The organism is Flavobacterium sp. LC2016-23 (assembly GCF_009674775.1).
GTDB lineage: Bacteria > Bacteroidota > Bacteroidia > Flavobacteriales > Flavobacteriaceae > Flavobacterium.
The window spans coordinates 60,017-79,474 of the sequence record NZ_WKKE01000023.1 but is presented as its reverse complement, the minus strand read 5'-3'; the positions used below and the strand labels follow the sequence as shown (position 1 = coordinate 79,474).

General features: G+C 38.2%; 14 protein-coding genes. 10 read left to right on the top strand and 4 right to left on the bottom strand.

Features of this window, described 5'->3' with window-relative positions:
• Positions 1-154: 154 nt before the first annotated feature.
• The 7 genes from GJU43_RS18385 (at position 155) to GJU43_RS18355 (ending at position 9,089) form a co-directional block, all read left to right on the top strand.
• Positions 155-1,981 (top strand): alkaline phosphatase, encoded by a 1,827-nt coding sequence (locus GJU43_RS18385; protein ID WP_154342713.1) that lies wholly within the window; start codon positions 155-157, stop codon positions 1,979-1,981.
• Positions 1,982-2,072: 91 nt separating this feature from the next.
• On the top strand, positions 2,073-3,578 hold the full coding sequence (locus tag GJU43_RS18380; RefSeq protein WP_154342710.1) for a calcineurin-like phosphoesterase family protein: 1,506 nt from the start codon (positions 2,073-2,075) through the stop codon (positions 3,576-3,578).
• A 320-nt stretch (positions 3,579-3,898) separates the two neighbouring features.
• Positions 3,899-4,420, top strand: a complete 522-nt coding sequence (locus GJU43_RS18375; protein ID WP_154342708.1) for an RNA polymerase sigma factor — start codon at positions 3,899-3,901, stop codon at positions 4,418-4,420.
• Positions 4,421-4,466: 46 nt separating this feature from the next.
• Positions 4,467-4,673: a hypothetical protein gene (locus tag GJU43_RS18370; protein WP_154342706.1), complete on the top strand. Its 207-nt coding sequence runs from the start codon at positions 4,467-4,469 to the stop codon at positions 4,671-4,673.
• Positions 4,674-4,685: 12 nt separating this feature from the next.
• Complete coding sequence (locus GJU43_RS18365; RefSeq protein ID WP_154342704.1) at positions 4,686-5,528, top strand: FecR family protein; 843 nt, start codon at positions 4,686-4,688, stop codon at positions 5,526-5,528.
• Positions 5,529-5,628: 100 nt separating this feature from the next.
• On the top strand, positions 5,629-8,244 hold the full coding sequence (locus GJU43_RS18360; RefSeq protein WP_154342702.1) for a TonB-dependent receptor: 2,616 nt from the start codon (positions 5,629-5,631) through the stop codon (positions 8,242-8,244).
• Positions 8,245-8,249: 5 nt separating this feature from the next.
• Positions 8,250-9,089, top strand: a complete 840-nt coding sequence (locus GJU43_RS18355) for a DUF4249 domain-containing protein (protein ID WP_154342700.1) — start codon at positions 8,250-8,252, stop codon at positions 9,087-9,089.
• A gap of 69 nt (positions 9,090-9,158) precedes the next feature.
• Here GJU43_RS18355 and GJU43_RS18350 read toward each other — a convergent pair whose 3' ends face one another.
• The 4 genes from GJU43_RS18350 to gndA form a co-directional block, all read right to left on the bottom strand.
• A complete protein-coding gene (locus tag GJU43_RS18350; RefSeq protein WP_154342698.1) occupies positions 9,159-9,899 on the bottom strand; it encodes a hypothetical protein in 741 nt (246 codons plus the stop codon).
• 497 nt (positions 9,900-10,396) lie between these two features.
• Complete coding sequence (pgl, locus tag GJU43_RS18345; protein ID WP_154342696.1) at positions 10,397-11,113, bottom strand: 6-phosphogluconolactonase; 717 nt, start codon at positions 11,111-11,113, stop codon at positions 10,397-10,399.
• A 1-nt stretch (position 11,114) separates the two neighbouring features.
• A complete protein-coding gene (zwf, locus tag GJU43_RS18340; protein ID WP_154342694.1) occupies positions 11,115-12,629 on the bottom strand; it encodes a glucose-6-phosphate dehydrogenase in 1,515 nt (504 codons plus the stop codon).
• 21 nt (positions 12,630-12,650) lie between these two features.
• Entirely contained in the window at positions 12,651-14,057 is a 1,407-nt protein-coding gene (gene gndA, locus GJU43_RS18335) for an NADP-dependent phosphogluconate dehydrogenase (RefSeq protein WP_154342693.1), read from the bottom strand.
• Positions 14,058-14,420: 363 nt separating this feature from the next.
• Here gndA and GJU43_RS18330 point away from each other — a divergent pair, with 363 nt between their 5' ends.
• The 3 genes from GJU43_RS18330 to GJU43_RS18320 all read left to right on the top strand — a co-directional run bounded on the left by GJU43_RS18330 (position 14,421) and on the right by GJU43_RS18320 (position 19,419).
• On the top strand, positions 14,421-14,987 hold the full coding sequence (locus GJU43_RS18330) for an RNA polymerase sigma factor (protein WP_154342691.1): 567 nt from the start codon (positions 14,421-14,423) through the stop codon (positions 14,985-14,987).
• A gap of 278 nt (positions 14,988-15,265) precedes the next feature.
• Positions 15,266-16,111, top strand: a complete 846-nt coding sequence (locus GJU43_RS18325) for a FecR family protein (protein WP_154342689.1) — start codon at positions 15,266-15,268, stop codon at positions 16,109-16,111.
• Positions 16,112-16,185: 74 nt separating this feature from the next.
• The gene (locus GJU43_RS18320; RefSeq protein ID WP_154342687.1) at positions 16,186-19,419 is read left to right on the top strand and encodes a TonB-dependent receptor; all 3,234 of its coding nucleotides are present in this window, start codon (positions 16,186-16,188) and stop codon (positions 19,417-19,419) included.
• Positions 19,420-19,458: the final 39 nt, after the last annotated feature.

The window sequence follows — 19,458 nt, the reverse complement described above, 5'->3', positions numbered from 1 at the left end:
GTCTTTTAGTAAAGGACTGGTTTGTGTTTTCACCATACAAATACATACATTTTTTATTGTAAGAATTGAAATGTATTTTTATGAATATCAATAATTTATGTTCTTTTTGTTGAAGTTTATCTACAGCTTTTCAAAAGAATAAACACTAGCACAAATGAAAAAAATAATCGCCCTTTTTTGCCTCCATTTTTGCCTTTTCGCTCAGGCACAAGAATACAGTTCTGTTAATATTCATTCTCATAATGATTACGCTAGTCCGCTTCCTTTTTATGAAGCCTATGCCAATGAAACCGGTGTTATCGAAGCCGATGTTTTTCTGGTCAAAAACGATCTGATTGTGGCCCATACTTCGCAGGAAATCAATCCCGCCAATTCACTTCGAAACCTTTATCTGGAGCCGCTTTTACTGAAATTTAAAGCGCTGGGCGGCAAAGCGTATAAAAGCGGTAAGCCTTTAATTTTAATGATTGATATCAAGTCGGATGCAGAGACCACTTTAAAAGTAATCATTGAACAGTTAAATGCTTTTCCGGAACTCATTTCAAACAAAAATTTTAAAGTTATTATTTCCGGCAACAGGCCGGCTCCCTCAAAATGGAAGGAGTATCCGTCCTTTATTTATTTTGACGGAAGACTCAACGAAACCTATACTGCAGAGGAGCTTTCAAAAGTAGAAATGATTAGTGAGGATTTGAAGGAACTGACTGTCTGGAATGGCAAAGGCGTATTAACCCAGGACGATTCCGAGAAAATACAGGCCATCATTAAAAAAGTACACGATGAAAATAAAAAAATCCGATTCTGGTCGACACAGGATAATGTGAATACGTGGATGACTTTAATGAATCTGCATGTAGATTACATCGCGACGGATAATACTTCGGCATTGACACAATTCATCAAAAACATTAAATCTACTTTTTATCAGAACACCGAATTTTACGAAACCTATGTTCCTAAAAATGGTACGGTATTTCCAAAAAATAAGCGTCCGAAAAATGTGATTCTTCTTATTGGTGACGGAATGGGACTGACCCAGATTTATGCAGGGTACACGGCCAACAAAGGAAGATTAAACATGTTTAATATTCCGACAGAGGGATTTTCGATTACCAAATCTTCAGATAGTTACATCACCGATTCGGCAGCAGGAGCCACTGCTATGGCTTCCGGTCATAAGACCAATAACCGTTTTATTGGCGTCGATGAAAAAGGAAAACCATTGGAGTCCATAACGCAGCTACTGGCGAAGAAAAAGTATAAAACCGCTATTATTTCTTGTGGTGATATTACAGACGCTACACCGGCTGCTTTTTATGCGCATCAGTCGGACAGAAGTTATAATGAAGCAATTGCCGCAGATTTTTTATCCAATCCGTCTGATATTTTAATCGGAGGAGGAAATAACCAGTTCAGATCCCGAAAAGACGGTAAAAATCTGGCGGAAGCCTTACAGCAAAAAGGCTATACTTTTTCAGATCACTTCAGTTCTTTGGATACGATCAGTAATGCCCGTTTTATAGTATTAGAAAATGCTGCTGTAGTTTCGAGAAAAGACGGAAGAGGCGATTTTTTAGCGAAATCATTATCAAAAGCTACAGCTGTCTTTTCTAAAACATCCAATCCGTTTTTTATCATGGCTGAAGGCGCTCAGATTGATTACGGCGGTCATAGCAATAATGTAGAATATGTCGTGCGTGAATTGCTGGATTTTGACCGTTTGGTGGGGCAGGCGATGGAGTTTGTAGATAAAAATCCGGATACCTTATTGATTGTAACAGCCGATCACGAAACCGGCGGGCTTTCCTTAATAGACGGCAGTATCGAAAAAGGTTATGTACACGGAAGTTTCAGTACCAACGACCACACCTCGGTAACGGTGCCTGTTTTTGCCTACGGTCCCGGAGCTCAGAATTTTATGGGCGTGTATCAGAACATTGACATTTACAATAAAATAATACAATTATTAGGAACAAAATAACAGTTTTTCAAAAAAAGGAACCGCAGTTTTACAATGAAAATTATAAAACTGTGGTTTTTTATGAACTTCTAATTTCCGTTAAAAAATAGCTATGAATAAAATCATTTTAACTGTAGTACTATCCTGCAGCTGTATGTTTATTTTTGGACAGCAGCACGACAAAATATCGGGAGTGGTTTTTGTGGATACAAACAAAAATGATATTCCTGATAAAGATGAGGTAATGTTGTCTAATGTTTTGGTTTCTAATGGTAAAGATATTGTACGAACCAATTCGAAAGGAAAATATACGATTTCAAAAACAGAAGGGAATACCGTTTTTATCATTAAACCGGAAAACTATATTTCGAAGAAAAACAAACAAAATAGTGTTGCCTTTTATGTGCCTTTTGATCAAATAAAAGAGGCAAAAAATTATAATTTTCCCCTGATTCCCAATGCAGAAAGTAAAGATTTAAAAGTGGTTTTGTTAGGAGATACGCAGGTAGATGTTATGGACGATATTCATCATGTCGGAAAATTGGTCACGGAAGAATTAATGGATCAGGAAATTGATTTTATAGTGCCGCTTGGGGATCTTTCTTTTGATAATTTAAACATTTTTAAACCGCTTTCCGAGACTTTGGGACTTATAGGAGCTCCCGTTTTTTATACTATTGGAAATCACGATCTGAACTTTAAAGAAACCGCTTTTCAGGACAGGGATAAAGCTTTCGAAAGTGTTTTTGGTCCGTCCTATTATGCTTTTGAGTACGGAACACAATTGTTTTTGGTCATAAATAACATTTATCCCGTTAATGAAAAAGGATATGTAGGCCGACTTGATGAAATGCAAAAGGAATTCATCACCAATCTGATTGCAGCAAAAAAAGGTAATTTTAAATCAATCCATTTATTCATGCATATTCCGCTCGAGGAGATGGAAGATAAAGACTGGATCATCAAATCGTTAGTACCTTTTAAAAACGTATTGATTAGTGCCGGACATACGCATACCCAATACCATAAATATTTTGCGAGGGAAACAGGACAGCCCATTCATGAATTAGTGGCCGGAGCCGTTTGCGGTTCGTGGTGGGAAGGGCCGCATGATCTGGATCAGATTCCGTTTGCCTTAATGTATGACGGCACGCCGAAAGGGTATTGGACCGTCGGAATAACTCCGGATAGCTATACCTACAATTACAAAGTTTCCGGAGCCCCTGATGGAAAACAAATAGATATTACAGTTCCGAAAGTAAATGAATGGGACACAACACTCAACATCCTGAACGATAATTTTATTTATGCCAATGTCTTTGCAGCAGATGAATTTACAAAAGTGTACATCCGTTTTGATAAAGGAAACTGGATCGAAATGACAAAATACGAAGGGATTTCTCCCAATGTGCAAAAACAGTATTACCTGCAAAGTCAGGGAAGATATGACAGTATGAAAATATCTAAATTTCCAAAGCCGGAAACCATCAGTACGCATTTGTGGAGAATAGAAAAACCTCTTGATTTAGCCGCGGGTGCTCATAGGGTACAAGTTAGGGCTACAGGTGAAAAAATCAGGCTGGAAGCGCAGGCGAATGCGGTGTTGTGGACAAACTAAAATAAAAATAGACCTCGTATGCTGGCATTAAAACCGTTTAAAAAATTGTTTCGGGATCTTTACTAAATCTTCTTTCTGGTCTGTAACATATTTTTAAAAGTGACTACTAATCAAAAGCGTTTCAATAGCTGCCATTGCTAAAAACTTTATCGCGGCATACTTAAAATATAGGATTAAATTACGGTTCTTTGCAAATTACTACAGTAGTAAAGCAGACCAGGTGATGCCAAGGATTCCTTGTTTTAAATTTGCAGTTTTGAATTTTAAAACACAATAATAGTGAAGGCATTAAGTTTTAGAGTAGTCATCGTATTTAAGTTATGGACAATAGAAAGTTTATCTTACGTTTAAAAAAAGGTAATGAAGCAGCCTTCAAAGAAGTCTATGTCAATTACTATGATAAACTGATCCACATTGCCAGACGATTTGATTTTTCCGTCCTGACCCCACAGGATTTTGTTCAGGAAACCTTTTTAAGACTTTATGATAAAAGGGAATTACTTCATGAAGATGTTTTGTTAGATAAACAATTGTTTACCATCTGTCGGAATATTATCATCAACCACGTCAACAGGGAAAATAAAATAATTCAGCTTCATCCTTTGAAAGTGGAAATGGCAGACGAAGTTATTGATACCGGAAATTTTGAGGAAAGAAAAGAAAAATTATATACTTTCATCAATCAGCTTCCCGAACAGCAGCAAAAAATATTTACATTACACAAACTGGAAAACCTTAGCTATAAGGAGATCGCAGCAATTACGGATCTTTCCGAGAAGACGATTGCCAATCATATTTATCTTGCCAGTAAATTTATTCGAAAAAAAATCGAAAACCATTAGGAACTTTTCCGTTCTCGTTTGTTATCTATAAAAACAAACCATAGAAATGGATATAGAAGTTTACAAAACAGATGTTAGGACAAAAGAGGAGGCAAGCTATCTTGTAAAACTCCTTCAATTTGTTATTTCTGATTGTATCATGAATTTTGATACAGAAGGGTATCATATTCTTAAAATTGAGACCAACAGGGAGATCAAGGAAATGGTATATGGTGTTTTTAAGAAGCAGGGATTTCATTGTCAAAAACTATAACGCCCCAAAGATATGGATGAGAATAAAATGGATGAGGAATTAAGAAAGATATGGGAGGAGAAACCCATGGCACATACTGATAAGACAAAAGAAGATTCCTGGGAAGCATTCCGTTCCGGGGTTTTTCCTCCAAAGAAAAAAAACGTTGCATGGCGTAAATATGCGGCGGCTGCAGCAGTAATTGTGATGCTGACGGCTACCGGAATTTATTTATTGAAGGATCCACTGAAAAACGACAATTCAATTGCCGGAAATGTTGTTGAAAACACCACCGCTACAGTAAAAACCATATTCTTACCGGATAGTTCAAGGGTTGAATTAAGTCCGGCTTCTAAAATTGAATACGCAGCTGATTTTTCAATCAACAGAAAAATTGAAGTCGAAGGAGAAGCGTACTTTAAAGTAAAAAAAGACAAAAATCATCCTTTTCAGGTTTTTTGCAACGAAACGACAACTACCGTTTTAGGAACTTCTTTTACCGTAAAAAGCGATACGAAAAATGGGGTAGAGGTAGCGCTTTATGAAGGAAGTGTTCAAATGAGTGTCGACGATCAGGATAAAAAATGGATACTGGTACCCGGTGAGACATTTACCTATGGAAAGGACAATACACCGGCAGTAACCGAATTTAACAGGTTTACTGATTTTGAAAACGAAAAACTAACGGTTGTCAGTAGGTACATCCAGAATAATTATGGCTATAAAGTGATTTTTCCGGAGGAATATGAAAACCAGCGTATTACAGTTCGCATCAATAAAAAAGAAGACTTAAAAACAATTATTCAATTAATATCAGAAATGTATAACCTAAACTTTGAAGTAAATGAAGCCTTAAAACAGATTACTTTTCAGTAGAAAAGAAAAGGATGCACTAGCCGCGAAACTACACATCCTCCTCATAGTCAGGAAAGCATAGTGCTTTCCCATTTAATAATATTCAAAAATACAAAATTTCATGAAGCATATAATTTCAGCATGCTTTTTTTTACTCAGTTGGAGTATGTTTTCTCAAAACGTAACCGTAACGGTCGATAAAACAGTTACATTAAAAGAATTCCTGAAGCAAATTGAAAATCAGACCGATTTTAAATTTGCTTTTACCGACCAGATCGATACAAACCAAAAATATTTTACAGAAAAAAAGGCCTTTAAACAGATCGAAACAGAGAAACTGATCGGAGAGCTGAATAAAATTGCATCTGTCCGGTTTTCAATTGTGGGCAACAATATTTTTGTCAAACCAAAAGCAGCAAAAGCCTCTAAAAAAAAAAATAAGCTGACCGGTCAGGTTTTTGATCAGAGCAGGCAGCCTGTTATAGGAGCTAATATTTTTATTAAAGAACTTTCGTCCGGAGGTACAACCGATGCTGATGGAAAGTTTTCCATAGAACTGGACAAAGGGAATTATACCGTTCTGATCAGTTATTTGGGATTAAAAAATAAGGAAAAACAGATTACGGTTGCTGAGGATGCAAAGATCAATTTTTATATGGATGCTGCAGAAACTCAGGAACTGGAACAGGTCATTATCACCAACAGTAAGGCTGTTGATGTCAGAAATACCCAAATGAGTGTCAATAAACTTTCTATGGAGGAAATCAAAAGGATTCCGGCAGCTATGGGCGAGCCGGATCCTTTAAAATCAATCCTGACACTGCCGGGGGTTACGAATGCAGGCGAAGCTTCATCGGGCTTTAATGTTCGCGGAGGAGCAGCCGATCAGAATCTGATTCTTCTGGATGGTGCCCCGGTATATGGCGACTCTCATATGTTTGGCTTCTTTTCCATTTTTAATGCCGATGTTGTAAATGGATTAGATTTATACAAAGGCGGTATTCCCTCTAAATTTGGAGGACGCGTTTCCTCTGTCCTTGACGTCAGCCAGCAAACCGGGGATTTTGAAAACTACAAGGTTAACGGTGGTATTGGTTTAATTTCAAGCCGTTTATTGGTACAGGGACCGATCGAGAAAGAAAAAGGTTCTTTTATTATTGCAGGACGTGCTTCGTATGCCCATTTATTTTTAAAGCTGGCAGACAACAAAAATTCAGCCATGTTTTATGATTTGAATGCGAAGCTGAATTACCGTTTAGGCGCCAATAATACAATCTCTTTTTCCGGATATTTCGGAAATGATGTTTTCGACATCAACGATCGTTTTGCCAGTACTTATGGAAATACAATGGGAATCTTAAGCTGGAAGCATAAATTTTCGGATAAGGTAAATACCAATTTGTCTGTTTTCTACAGTGATTATAAATTTAATCTGGGCCTGCAGAGCGAAAACTTTGAGTGGGACAACAGAATTGCCAGTTATGGTCTTAAATATACGTGGAATCATACCGTTTCAGAAAAGTTAAAGCTAAACTACGGAATTGATGGTCAGTATTATGATTTTAATCCGGGTACCGTGCAGCCTACGAGCCCTGATTCGCAATTCAATTATAAGCAACTGGATAAAAAATATGCCTTAGAATCCTCGGCCTATCTGGATTTCGAGCACCAGATTACAAAGAAACTGAACCTTCGTTACGGGCTTCGTTACAGTATGTTTTATCGTTTAGGCGATGAAAATATCAATACGTATGAAAATGGTAATGCGGTAGTGTATAATCCGTTATATCATATTTATCAGGAAGGAACCCCAACCGGAAGTATCGCTTACGGAAAAGGAAAAACGATTAGCAAATTTAATAACCTGGAACCGCGGGTAGCTGTATCGTATGCTTTTAATGATGATAATTCGGTTAAGGTCAGTTACAACAGAATGGCACAATACATTCATATGTTGTCCAATACCCAGTCTCCGCTGCCAACGACAATCTGGACACCAAGCGGACCTTTTACAAAACCACAGCTGCTGGATCAGTATGCTGCAGGGTATTTTAGAAATTTTAAAGACGGTGATTATTCTTTTGAAGGAGAGTTATTTTATAAGAAAATCCAAAACCGTATCGACTACATTGACGGTGCCGACATTCTGGCGAACAACGATATAGAGCAGGTGATTTTAAATGGTAAAGCCAGATCGTACGGTATGGAATTATTATTTAGAAAAAATACCGGAGATTTTACCGGATGGATTTCCTACACCTTATCAAGGGCAGAACAAAAAACACCAGGAAGAACAGCAGAAGAGCCCGGAATCGCCAATGGCGACTGGTATTTGTCCGGATACGACAAGCTGCATAATCTGAGTATTGTTGGAAGTTATGAATACAATCCAAAGTGGTCTTTTAACGCTAATTTCTCCCTGCAGTCGGGTCAGCCGGTAACGTATGCGAATGAATATTATGAATTTGGAGGGATCAATATTCCTAATTATTCGCTTCGAAATGAAAACAGGCTGCCGGTCTTTCATCACTTAGACCTTGCAGCGACCTATACTCCTAAACCCGATAAAAAGAAAGGATGGCAAAGCTATTGGGTGTTTAGCATTTATAATGTCTACAACAGAAAAAATGCAGCTTCCATGACTTTTACCACCAATGAAGATACAGGAGCCAATGAAACCAGAAGACTGTCAATTTTTGGTATAGTACCGGGTATTTCCTATAATTTTAAATTTTAATGAATATGCAAAGGATTGAAAACTATAATTTTAAAAGTAAAGCACTTACTTTATTCAGCCTTCTCTTTATACTAATTTTTTCATCTTGTGAAGATGTCGTAAACCTTGATCTGGAAAGCGGTGCACCCAAAATAGTCATAGATGCCGAAATCATCTGGAAAAAAGGAACAACTGGTAATGAACAGGTTATAAAAATTACTAAAACGGCTCCGTACTATAATAATACGACACCAAAAGTTTCCGGAGCACAGGTACGAGTGGAGAACAGCACGGGTACTGTTTTTACATTTAATGAAACAGAACCGGGTTCTTATGTATGTACCAATTTTGTTCCGGTTCTCAATACGGATTACACACTGTACGTAACCGCAGAAGGACAAAGTTTTACAGCTGTCGAAAAACTGACATCGGTCACCCCAATTGATAAAATAGAACAAAAAACGGTTCCTGATTTTGGTGGGGAAGATGTAATCGAACTTACTTTTTATTATAAAGATCCTGCTGATCAGGTCAATTTTTATCTTACCGATTATAAAAGCCAATTTCTGCTGTATCCTGAATATGAGCTGACTAGTGACGAATTATTTAACGGGAATGAAATAAATACACGATTCTCGGATGAAGATATGAAGCCGGGAAACACTGTTGAGATTATCCATCGTGGTATTTCTAAAAACTTTTATAATTATATGAATTTAATTTTAGAAGGCTATGGCGGAAATCCGTTCTCAATTCCTCCCGGTAATATCAGAGGAAATATTGTTAACACCACTGATGCCAGTAATTTTGCTTTTGGCTATTTCAGGCTTTGCGAAGCAGATACTGTTTCGTATGTAGTGAAATAAAATTTTAATTGAAGGTTGATTTGTGATTACATCTGGCACACAACATGCGTGTCAGATGTTTTTTTAGGTTTATTTCAGTGCTGCTTTGAGATCATGATACCCTTTTTTCAAATAATGCTCGTAGTCCGGCCATAAGGTTTGCCCTTTGGTAATCCACGATAATCCGAACGCTTCTATAGCTATCGTTTCGAGAATAAACACCACCGGAACATTTTTTAGAAACGAGGGCTTTAAAGTAAAATATACGCCAAGCAATACAATAGCGCCAATGATAACCCAGCCGCAAATAATATAGATAACATTTCGTTTCTTTTTTTGTGGTGTAGCCACCTTTTCATTGTCTTTTAGTTTTGGAAAATAGACTAATGATATAATCGCCAAAGAAATAAAAAATAAACCGGCAAAAATAAAATGCCTCTCAATTCCAAATACCATCGGAACAGTTTCTTGAGCAATATGGATACTGGAAGAGCGGGCAGTAGTGGTTGCTGTTGGACTAAAGGCAACACCAATACCGCAAAAGGCAGCCAGGGTAGTTAATCCTTTTTCTACAATATTGTATCCATTATACGTAAATAAAAATACGCCCAGTACACTCAGAAGCACCACCAGTACATCTCCATTGCTGGTGTAATAATAGTCGCTGATGGAGGGCTCGACAAGTTTTTCGCCTATTTCGCCCCGGGTTGTCAGAACTAAAATGAGCGGAAGCAATATCCCCGAAAAGCCAATTAAATTTCGCATCGTCAGATAAGAAAGTACCAGTTCGTTTTCTTCTTCTTTTTGTTTGTCTGATTTTTTAATTTGCATGGTTTTTAAATTTTATTTTTTGAGTTTATCTTCTTGTAAACAGCTATTAAATGTAAGGCTGCTTTCAATAAGTACAGACGAAATAATAGTCCTTTAATCTTAACTTGTTGTTTGTAATTCAAAGTGGTGTCAGGCTGAGCGGAGTCGAAGCCCCTTTCCTGTAAAAAAGCTTTCGGCTTCGCTCAGGGTGCCCTTCGACTTCGCTCAGGGTGACAATGATTTTTAAAAGAATAAAGATGTTTTATTCAATTTATACTTTTATCTAGCTGTGAATGACAACCGACGGGTTTAATCTTATCTAAATTAAAAACTTTTATGATTACTGTGCAATAGGTACGGTCATTTAAATTACGAAATAGTGAAACAGTAAAATTTTCAAAAAACAATCCTGATAGCGGACTCTGAAGCATAAAAAAACGAGTTAAATATCCTGATTGAGATATCTAACTCGTTTATTATCATGTTAAGCCTTTGCCTTTTAGTACATAAGAAGTGTATTAAGCTTTGCCCGCAGCACTTTTATCCACAAGGAATAATAGTTCTCCTGAAACAGGCTGAATCAACTGCATCGGATAGGTAGTTGGATTGTATGCTCCGTGCAATACTTCTTTCAGGGCATGTGCTTTCTTTTCACCAAAAGCAACTACGACAATCTGCTCTGCTTTGTTGATCAGCGGGGCAGTCAGCGTAATACGATGCATATTCTGGGATTCAAGACGGTAGGCGCTTACCCATTTTTCCTTTTCATTTAAAACGGCTTCGCCCGGGAACAGTGAGGCTGTATGGCCATCGTCTCCCATTCCCAGTAAAATCAGGTCAAATTTTCCCTCAGAGCCTAAAATAGTTCTGATGGATTGTTCGTATTTCACGGCATAATCTTCAGCAGAAATACCATCTTCATACATGGTAAATATATTTTCCTGCGGAATTGGCACATGGCTTAAAAGCGTATCAAAAGACATTTTTGCATTGCTAAGATTATCGTCAAGCGGAACCCAGCGTTCATCACCCCAAAAAATATAAACTTTGCTCCAGTCTATTTTTGTTTTATAATCAGGTGAAGCCAATAAGCGGTAAATGCCAGCTGGCGATGAACCTCCTGTAAGTACAGCCGAAAATTGACCTTTTTCCTGTATTGCTTTTTGAGCAGACGTTACAAAAATGTCTGCTGCTGCGCTATTAATTTCTTCTATAGTATCAAATATCTGTATCATTTTAAACTTTTTCGTTTTCGGTTGCTGTATTCGAAACCCACGCATGTCCTTGTCTGGCCAGCAATTCATCTGCAGCTTCAGGACCCCAGCTTCCGGCTTTGTAATTCGGAAAATCAACAGGGGCATTATTTTTCCACACTTCCTGAATCGTATCGATTGCATCCCATGCCTGTTCTACCTGATCCCAACGCATGAATAGGGTAGGATCTCCTGCCAACGCATCGGACAGTAGTGTTTCATAAGCTTCCGGTGACATCGTAGAACACTGAAAATAATCAAAGACCATTTCAGCAGGTCGCAACGAAAGCGACAGGCCTGGTTTTTTGGTCATAAATTGCAGCTTGATATCCATTGCCGGCTGAATATTAATAATAAGTCGGTTAGGCGTCATTCCTTCATTGCCATACGAAAAAGAGGAATGGGGAACAGGCTTAAACTGAATGATAATCGAAGACTGTTTTTCCTGCATTCTTTTTCCGGAACGCAGATAAAACGGAACTCCCTGCCATCTCCAGTTGTCCAGGTATATTTTCATGGCCACATACGTTTCCGTATTCGAATCCGGTGCAATTCCTTTATCCTGACGGTATGCCGCTACAGGATTCCCTTTTATAAAACCGGCATCATATTGGCCTCTTACGGTATAATGATCCACTTCTTCCGGTTTGATGCGTCGAATAGAGCGCAAAACGTCTGCTTTACGGTTTCGGATATCATCGGCTCCTAATGAAGCCGGCGCTTCCATAGCCGTCATGCATAAAATCTGAAGCAGGTGGTTTTGTATCATATCCTTCAAAGCGCCGACTCCTTCATAAAATCCGCCGCGTTCTTCAACGCCCACTTCTTCGGCCACGGTAATCTGGACAAAATCAATGAAATTGCGGTTCCATAAAGGCTCGAACATAGAATTTCCAAAACGGAACGCAAGGATATTCTGAACGGTTTCTTTGCCTAAGTAGTGATCTATGCGGTAAATCTGCTCTTCCTTAAACGTTTGTGAAAGCATTTCGTTGAGTGCAATCGCAGAAGTTTTATCGTAACCAAAGGGTTTTTCAATAATAATGCGGTCCTGATCGACATTAGGCGTCAATCCTATTTTCTTGATATAAACCGAAATGGTACTGATAAAGGAAGGTGCAATCGACAGGTAAAAAAGACGATTGGCACGGATCCCGAAAAGCTGATCAATAGTATTTAATTTCGAATTTAATTCATGATAAGATTCTTCCTTGTCGATATCATGTCTTAGATACGTGATATGTGAAATGAAATTTTTAGTTTCTTCAGAGGAGCTTGCCGCTTTTCTTGAAAACGTGTTTAAATTTTCCAGGACGTAATTGCGGAATTCTTCATCGCTTTTTTCAGCTCTCCCCAGTGCTATAATCTCGAACTTTTTTGGCATTCTTCCATCAAGGAACAAATTTTGAAAGGCAGGAAAGAGTTTTCTTTTGGCGAGGTCACCCGATGCCCCAAAAATTACAATAATAGTAGGGCTGCTTTTTTTTATATTACTCATTTTTGCGTCGCTTAAAGGTTCTTAATCGTTCCATTCCGTATGAAAGACACCAGGGGCATCAATACGTTCGTAGGTGTGCGCTCCAAAATAGTCGCGCTGCGCCTGGATTAGGTTGGTAGGAAGATTTTCAGATCGGTAAGCATCAAAATAAGCCAGAGAATTCATAAGTCCGGCTACAGGTAATCCTTTCTGTACGGCAAACTGAATCACTTTTCTGATTCCGGCCTGGCTCTCATTCAGTTTTGCAGCAATATTGTCATCTAAAAGGATGTTGGGCAAGTTGGCATCTCCTGCAAATGCTTTTCGGAAATCCTCCAGCACATTGGCACGAATGATACAGCCGCCACGCCATATTTTGGTAACCGTTTCAAGGTTTAATTCGTAATTGTATTCTTTAGATGCTGTTCTCAGCTGAGCCAGTCCCTGAGCATACGTAATCAGAATAGAAAAAAACATAGTTTCTTTTAGTGAAGCAACAGCTTCTGCAGTATTTAAAGCTGCCGGATCATTATCCCAGATCAGTTTCTTTGCTGCTTCAATTCTTTCAGGTTTGCTTTTAGACATGTCGCGCATTACTACGGCAGCATCAATGGTCGGCACTGGAACCTGCAGGTCCATGGCATTCTGGGAAGTCCATTTTCCGGTTCCTTTTGATTTCGCCCAGTCCGATATTTGGTTGATCAGTCTTTGACCGTTATCGTCTTTTTGTTTCAGGATATGGCCTGTAATTTCAATCAGGTAAGATTTAAGATCAGTCTCGTTCCACTCTTCAAAAGTTTTCTGAATCGTATCTTCATCGAGTTTATACCCTCTTTTCATAAGGTCATAGATCTCAGAAATGAGCTGCATAATTCCGTATTCGATTCCGTTGTGAACCATTTTAACGTAGTTCCCTGCGGATCCGTTTCCTAAATATTCTACACAAGGTTCTCCTTCCACTTTGGCTGCTATAGCTTCAAAAATTGGGCGAAGTCTTTCGTAGGCTTTTTTATCGCCTCCGGGCATCATGCTTGGACCGAATCGGGCTCCTTTTTCACCTCCGGAAATTCCCATACCGAAGAAGTGGATTCCTTTAGTCGATAATTCGAGGAATCTGCGATCCGTATCTGTAAAGTAAGTATTACCGCCATCAATTATAATATCGCCTTCGTCAAGATGAGGTAGCAGGCTCTGAATGGCGCTGTCAACCGGTTTTCCGGCAGGAACCAATAGCATTATGGCTCTTGGACGCTGTATAAGTCCGACAAAATGTTTGACATCTGTTGTTGCTTCAAGTGTATGTTCCGCATCAGCTTCCTGTTGAAGAGAATTGACCTTTTCCAGATCTAAATCTAATCCTGCTGCAGCAAATTTTTGGCTGGCAATGTTTAAAAGTAAGTTACGGCCCATTACGCCGAGACCGACAATGCCAAAATCAAATGTGTTCATAGTTTTCAAATTAACTAAATTATTAGTGTGCTGTTGTTCACAATACTACAAGAAAATACGCTGTATTGCTTATGTCGTGCTAAATTAGACAAAAAGGTTGGAATATTAAACAATTAAGCCCGGGCTTTAAATCTTTATCAAATAAAGAAGGAATCCCAATAAAATTAAAGGAAAAGTCGCATAAAACGCAGCAGTTTAGAAAGCTCTTTTTACGGAAGCAGGACAAATTATTTTTGTGTTATAAAATGAGTGCCCGTTCGCGATCAAATATTAATAAATCATTAAATGACGAAGCGGGTAAAATAACGGATGTTAGTTTAAGATAATTTTGTAAGGATTGTTTACCTATTTTAAAACTGCATTATGAATACTATTTTGATCACCGGATTGCGCGATGGAGACGATTCTTGTTTTAAGGAAATCTATGAGCTATATCATTTCAAGGTATTTTGTTTTGTAAAGAAATATACAGCCCAGCTCGCAGATGCCGAAGATATTACCCAAAATGTTTTTATTCATCTCTGGAAATATCGTGCTAAAATTGAACCGGGAATAGCCCTGGATGCTATTTTGTTTAAGAGCAGTAAACAGGAAATTTCAAAATGGTATAAAAAACAAAATAAAATTATTTCGGTTGAGTACCTGCAATTGGTAAAAGAACTGGACAGTTCGGATGAAGTTGACGAGAATATTTCCGTGAAAATGGAAAAATTAGAAATGCTCTTACAGCAGATTCCTGAGAAAAGAAGAAAAATTTTTACCCTTCATAAGTTTGAAGAAATGAGTTATAAGGAAATTGCACTGGAAATGGGCATGTCCCAAAGTGCCGTGGCCAATCAGATTTCCAAAACACTGCAATACCTCAAAAAGAATTCGGTAAAAAGCTATGAACTCTACTGGTTTGCTTTACTATTCATCAATCAGTATTAAGAAATTACTTTTATTTCACCTCCCTGTTTTATTCCCGTATGAAGTATCAGGCAATGGTTTAAAATAGTGGCTCCTATGTAAATTAAATGTAACTAATTCCGAAGCCTTTTTTAGTAAGTAGCTGTTTATTAACGGGTTGTTTGTATTTGTCTTTTTTAATCATTAACAAAACGTTAAGTGTGGTATACCCCCGTGATTTTTTGAAGCAGAATAATCTAATGTAGTTAAGCAGGAGCTATTGAGGATTTTCCCTGTACAATTAATTTTACGGATACATAATGAAATCGAACAGACTACGTGAAGAATGGGATGCGTTGCCGCAGAAAGGGATATTCTCTGATGAAATAAAATTCAGGATGTGGAACAGGATTCAGAATGCCACAATTAAAAAACGAAGACGTAATTATCAAAAAGCAATTGCGGCCTGTATTATTCTTTTTATTTCTATTGCAGGCTATCAGTCTTTTTCTGCATTAGATTTTTCTACAGCTCCAAAAGTGGTCACTCAGACGTTTCCTCAGGATATCAGATTGTTGCGTTTATCGGACGGAACAAAAGTCTGGGTCAATGAAAATACCCAAATTGAATATCCGGAACATTTTGCCGCCAACGAACGAATCGTAAAATTAAAAGGAGAAGCTTTTTTTGAAGTGGCCCGGGATACCACAAGGCCTTTTATTATTAGCTCCGGTGCTATTAAAACGACTGTTCTGGGTACTTCTTTCGATGTGAAAGCGTACGGAAAAATAGCGGAAGTAAATGTAAGGACGGGTAAAGTAAAAGTAGAAAGCTCCCAAAATGCTGTTTTTTTAGAAAGAGGGTATGCAGCCTTATTTAATTCGGAAAATAAGACGCTCAAAAAGCACAGAATAACGGTTTTGGAACCGGAATGGAAAAAAGCACTTCTGGATGTTGACGGATTAAGTCTGGTTACTGTTATACAAAAGCTGCAGGCAGATCACGCTTTTACGCTGCAATATGCCAGTGAAAATTTAAAATTACTGCAGCTAAAAGGAACCCTGGATACCAGACAGGGCGTTCCGGAAATACTACAGACCATTGCTTTTGCTTTAGAAGTAACCATAAAACCTGCTGGTAATAACACCTATATCATGAGCAGATAAATCTGCAATTTCCGCACAAGAAAACTACATCTTATTAAAATAAACGATACACACCTAAAACAAATTAATTACTTATGAGCGATTTTTTCAGGCAATTTTCAATTGCCGTACAAATTCTGTTTTTCAGCCTGTTTCTCGGTACAGCAGAGATATATGCACAATCTGGCACTGTGTCAGTAGATTTCAAAAATGCGTCACCAAAAGATATTTTTGAAAATTTAGAATCCCGGACACCTTATCGCTTTATTTATCAAAAAGACATCGATTTTAGTAAACCGCTTGTCACGCTTAAAAAAGACAATGTCACTATCGATGCTATACTACAGGAACTTCAGGTACTAACCAATTTAAATTTCAGAAGAAACAACACCAATATTGCCGTCAATAAAAAAATAGCTTCCACCAAAAAAGTGGGCAGTATTTCGGGAAAAGTGGTCGATAAAAATGGTCTTGCTTTACCGGGCGCTTCGGTAAAAGTAGTGGAGACGGGAAATACCACGGTTTCCGATTTTGATGGAAATTACTCTTTTAGCTTAGAAGAGGGAGCGTATACACTGGAAATCAGTTATGTCTCCTTTCAGACGCAGAAAATTACAGATATAAAAGTTTCCGCTGAATCGGATGCCGTATTGAATGTAGTGCTAAAAGATGATGCTGAATCACTGAACGAAGTAGTCATCACTCAAACCTTTCAGAAAGCGACTGCTTCTACAGAAGGAATGCTATTGCAGCAAAAAAAGGCAGCTCAATTTTCGGATGGTATTTCTGCAGAACAAATTGCCAGAACCCCGGACAAAGATGTCGGAAGTACCTTAAAAAGGATTACGGGCGTCACGACAATTGATGATAAATATGTAGTCGTGCGCTCGATGGGGGAACGCTGGAACCAGGCGGTTATGGATGGGGTGAATCTTCCGAGTACCGATCCAAACCAGCAACAGTTTAATTTTGATATTATTCCGACCGCGATGGTAGAAAGTGTTGTGGTCAGCAAAAATGCGACTCCGGATATGAATGCCAATTTTGCCGGCGGTTATGTAGAGGTAAAAACCAAAGATATTCCGAAGAAAGATTTTATGACATTCAGTATCGGAACTTCCTACAACAGCCGAAGCACTTTTAAGGATCGCCTGACCAAACAGGAAGGAGCAAATGATTATATCGGATTTGATGATGGTACCAGAACCTATCCCTCCGGTTTGGTTAATATCGCTGTGCCTACTACTGAAGCAGCGTCAGGACCCTTTTTAGAACAATCCAAAAGGTTTACGCAGGACAATTTTACAACCTATAAGACGTATGCAGCACCGGGAACTTCAATGCAATTTGCACTAGGCCGTGTCTATGAATTAAAGGACAATAACAAATTTGGTTTTGTGGGTTCCCTGATTTTTAAAAATACCCAGGACCAGTTAAAAATTGATCATACCGAAAGAGGAACCTATATGACCAATTCTGAATTTACACCGGAGAAAGACAACGGGTATTCGACTTTCAAAAGATACGGATATAAAAATGGAGGTGCTTCGTATAACTTCAATTCTACGCTGGGGGGGATGTTTAATGCGGGGATTCAGTTGGGAAAACATAAAATTACCACCCGTAATACCTACATGCATATGTATGACAATCAGCTGACGCAAATTACGGGCTGGAATTTCTATGCCGGAAATATCGAAGGAATTGTAAACGGAACATATCTGCCTTTAACAAAAGAAACAGATTATCCGATTTACCAGACTTTCATTCAAAATAAAATAGAAGGAAATCATCGTTTTGAAAACTTCGAAATCAATTGGTTTGGAGCATATGCCAATACTTCAAAAGATACCAAAGATGCTACTTTCCTGACCAGTAACAGAAGAAAAGTGGGTGATGACGTGCAGCTGTACCAGCAAATCTATAATTCTGACCCGGATGTATTTAAAAGATCCAATTTCACCAACAATGAAAAAGATTATAACGTAGGGATCAATTTTAATTATGCTTTTGCTATTGGAGAATCTATTAAAAATAATGTTAAGGCAGGTTATTTCGGCACCTATAAAAAAGCGACCAATCAACAGGAATCTTCCGCATTGAATGTAGTAGGGCAGGGAACTGACAAAGCTATTGTTGATTTTCCTATTTCACAACTGCTCGACGGCTCGTATTATCGATGGGGCAGTTTCGGCTGGAACAGAATTGCCAGTTACGGTAACGAATATATAGGAGATGTTAAAATTCATTCTCCTTTTTTAATGCTCGATAACAAAATTAGCCAATACATACGATTCGTATGGGGTATGCGTGCCGAAAGCTATGTATACACCCAGATTGCCAGCCAGTCTGATAATTCGGGGAGTTTTGAAACCGTACAAAAAGACGATGATGTCTGGCAATATCTTCCTTCGGCAAATCTAACGATAAGCCCGACCAATAAAATGAATGTGAGGCTGGGTTATAACAAATCGGTACTGCGTCCGCAATTTTCAGAGCGATTAAACATGCCGTATTACGATCCGTTGCGCGATGCAAAAGTGCTGAATTATACAAGCGGTATCGTTTCGACTATAGTCGATAATTATGATTTCAAGACCGAGTGGTTTCCTTCCCAGGGCGAGATACTTTCCTTTGGAATCTATTATAAAAACATCAAAAAACCAATAGAAGGCGTTACACAAATTGGAAACGACGGAGGTTCACGTACCATTTTCAATATGAATTCCGAAAGCGCTAAACTTTTCGGAGTGGAGTTTGAAATTTATAAAAACCTGTCCTTTCTGGGTGAAGGTGATCTCTTAAAGAAAATATTCCTGTGCGGGAATGCGGCATTCAATGATACGAAGGTTACCGGATATGTAAACATTGATGGTACGGGAGGACTTTATGAAGCAAACCGGCCTTTATACGGTCAGGCGCCTTACAATTATAATTTGGGTCTGGATTATATAGGAGAACGTTTTGGATTTAGTGTGAGACACAATGCGATTGGCGATCAGTATATTTTAGTGGGATTTGATTATCAGGCAGAGGAAATACGCATGCCTTATGCGGTTACAGATGCTCAGGTTAGTTACAAGTTGTTTAAAGAAAAGAATTTAGAAATCAAATTAGGCGTTAAAAATCTTTTTGATACGGCTATCGAGACCTACAATAATTTCAATAGTTATTCGAAGATTAATGATGTCGAATTTGGATCCAATCCAAGAGATCAAAGAGGGCTTGGTGCAGGAGCAACAGATAAATACGATCCTTTTATCGATCAAAAAAAGTTTAAGGCCTGGAGCGGAAGAACCATCAGCTTTTCTATGAATTATTCTTTTTAGTAACATTAGATTGCCGATTTCAACAATAAAAGACTATTA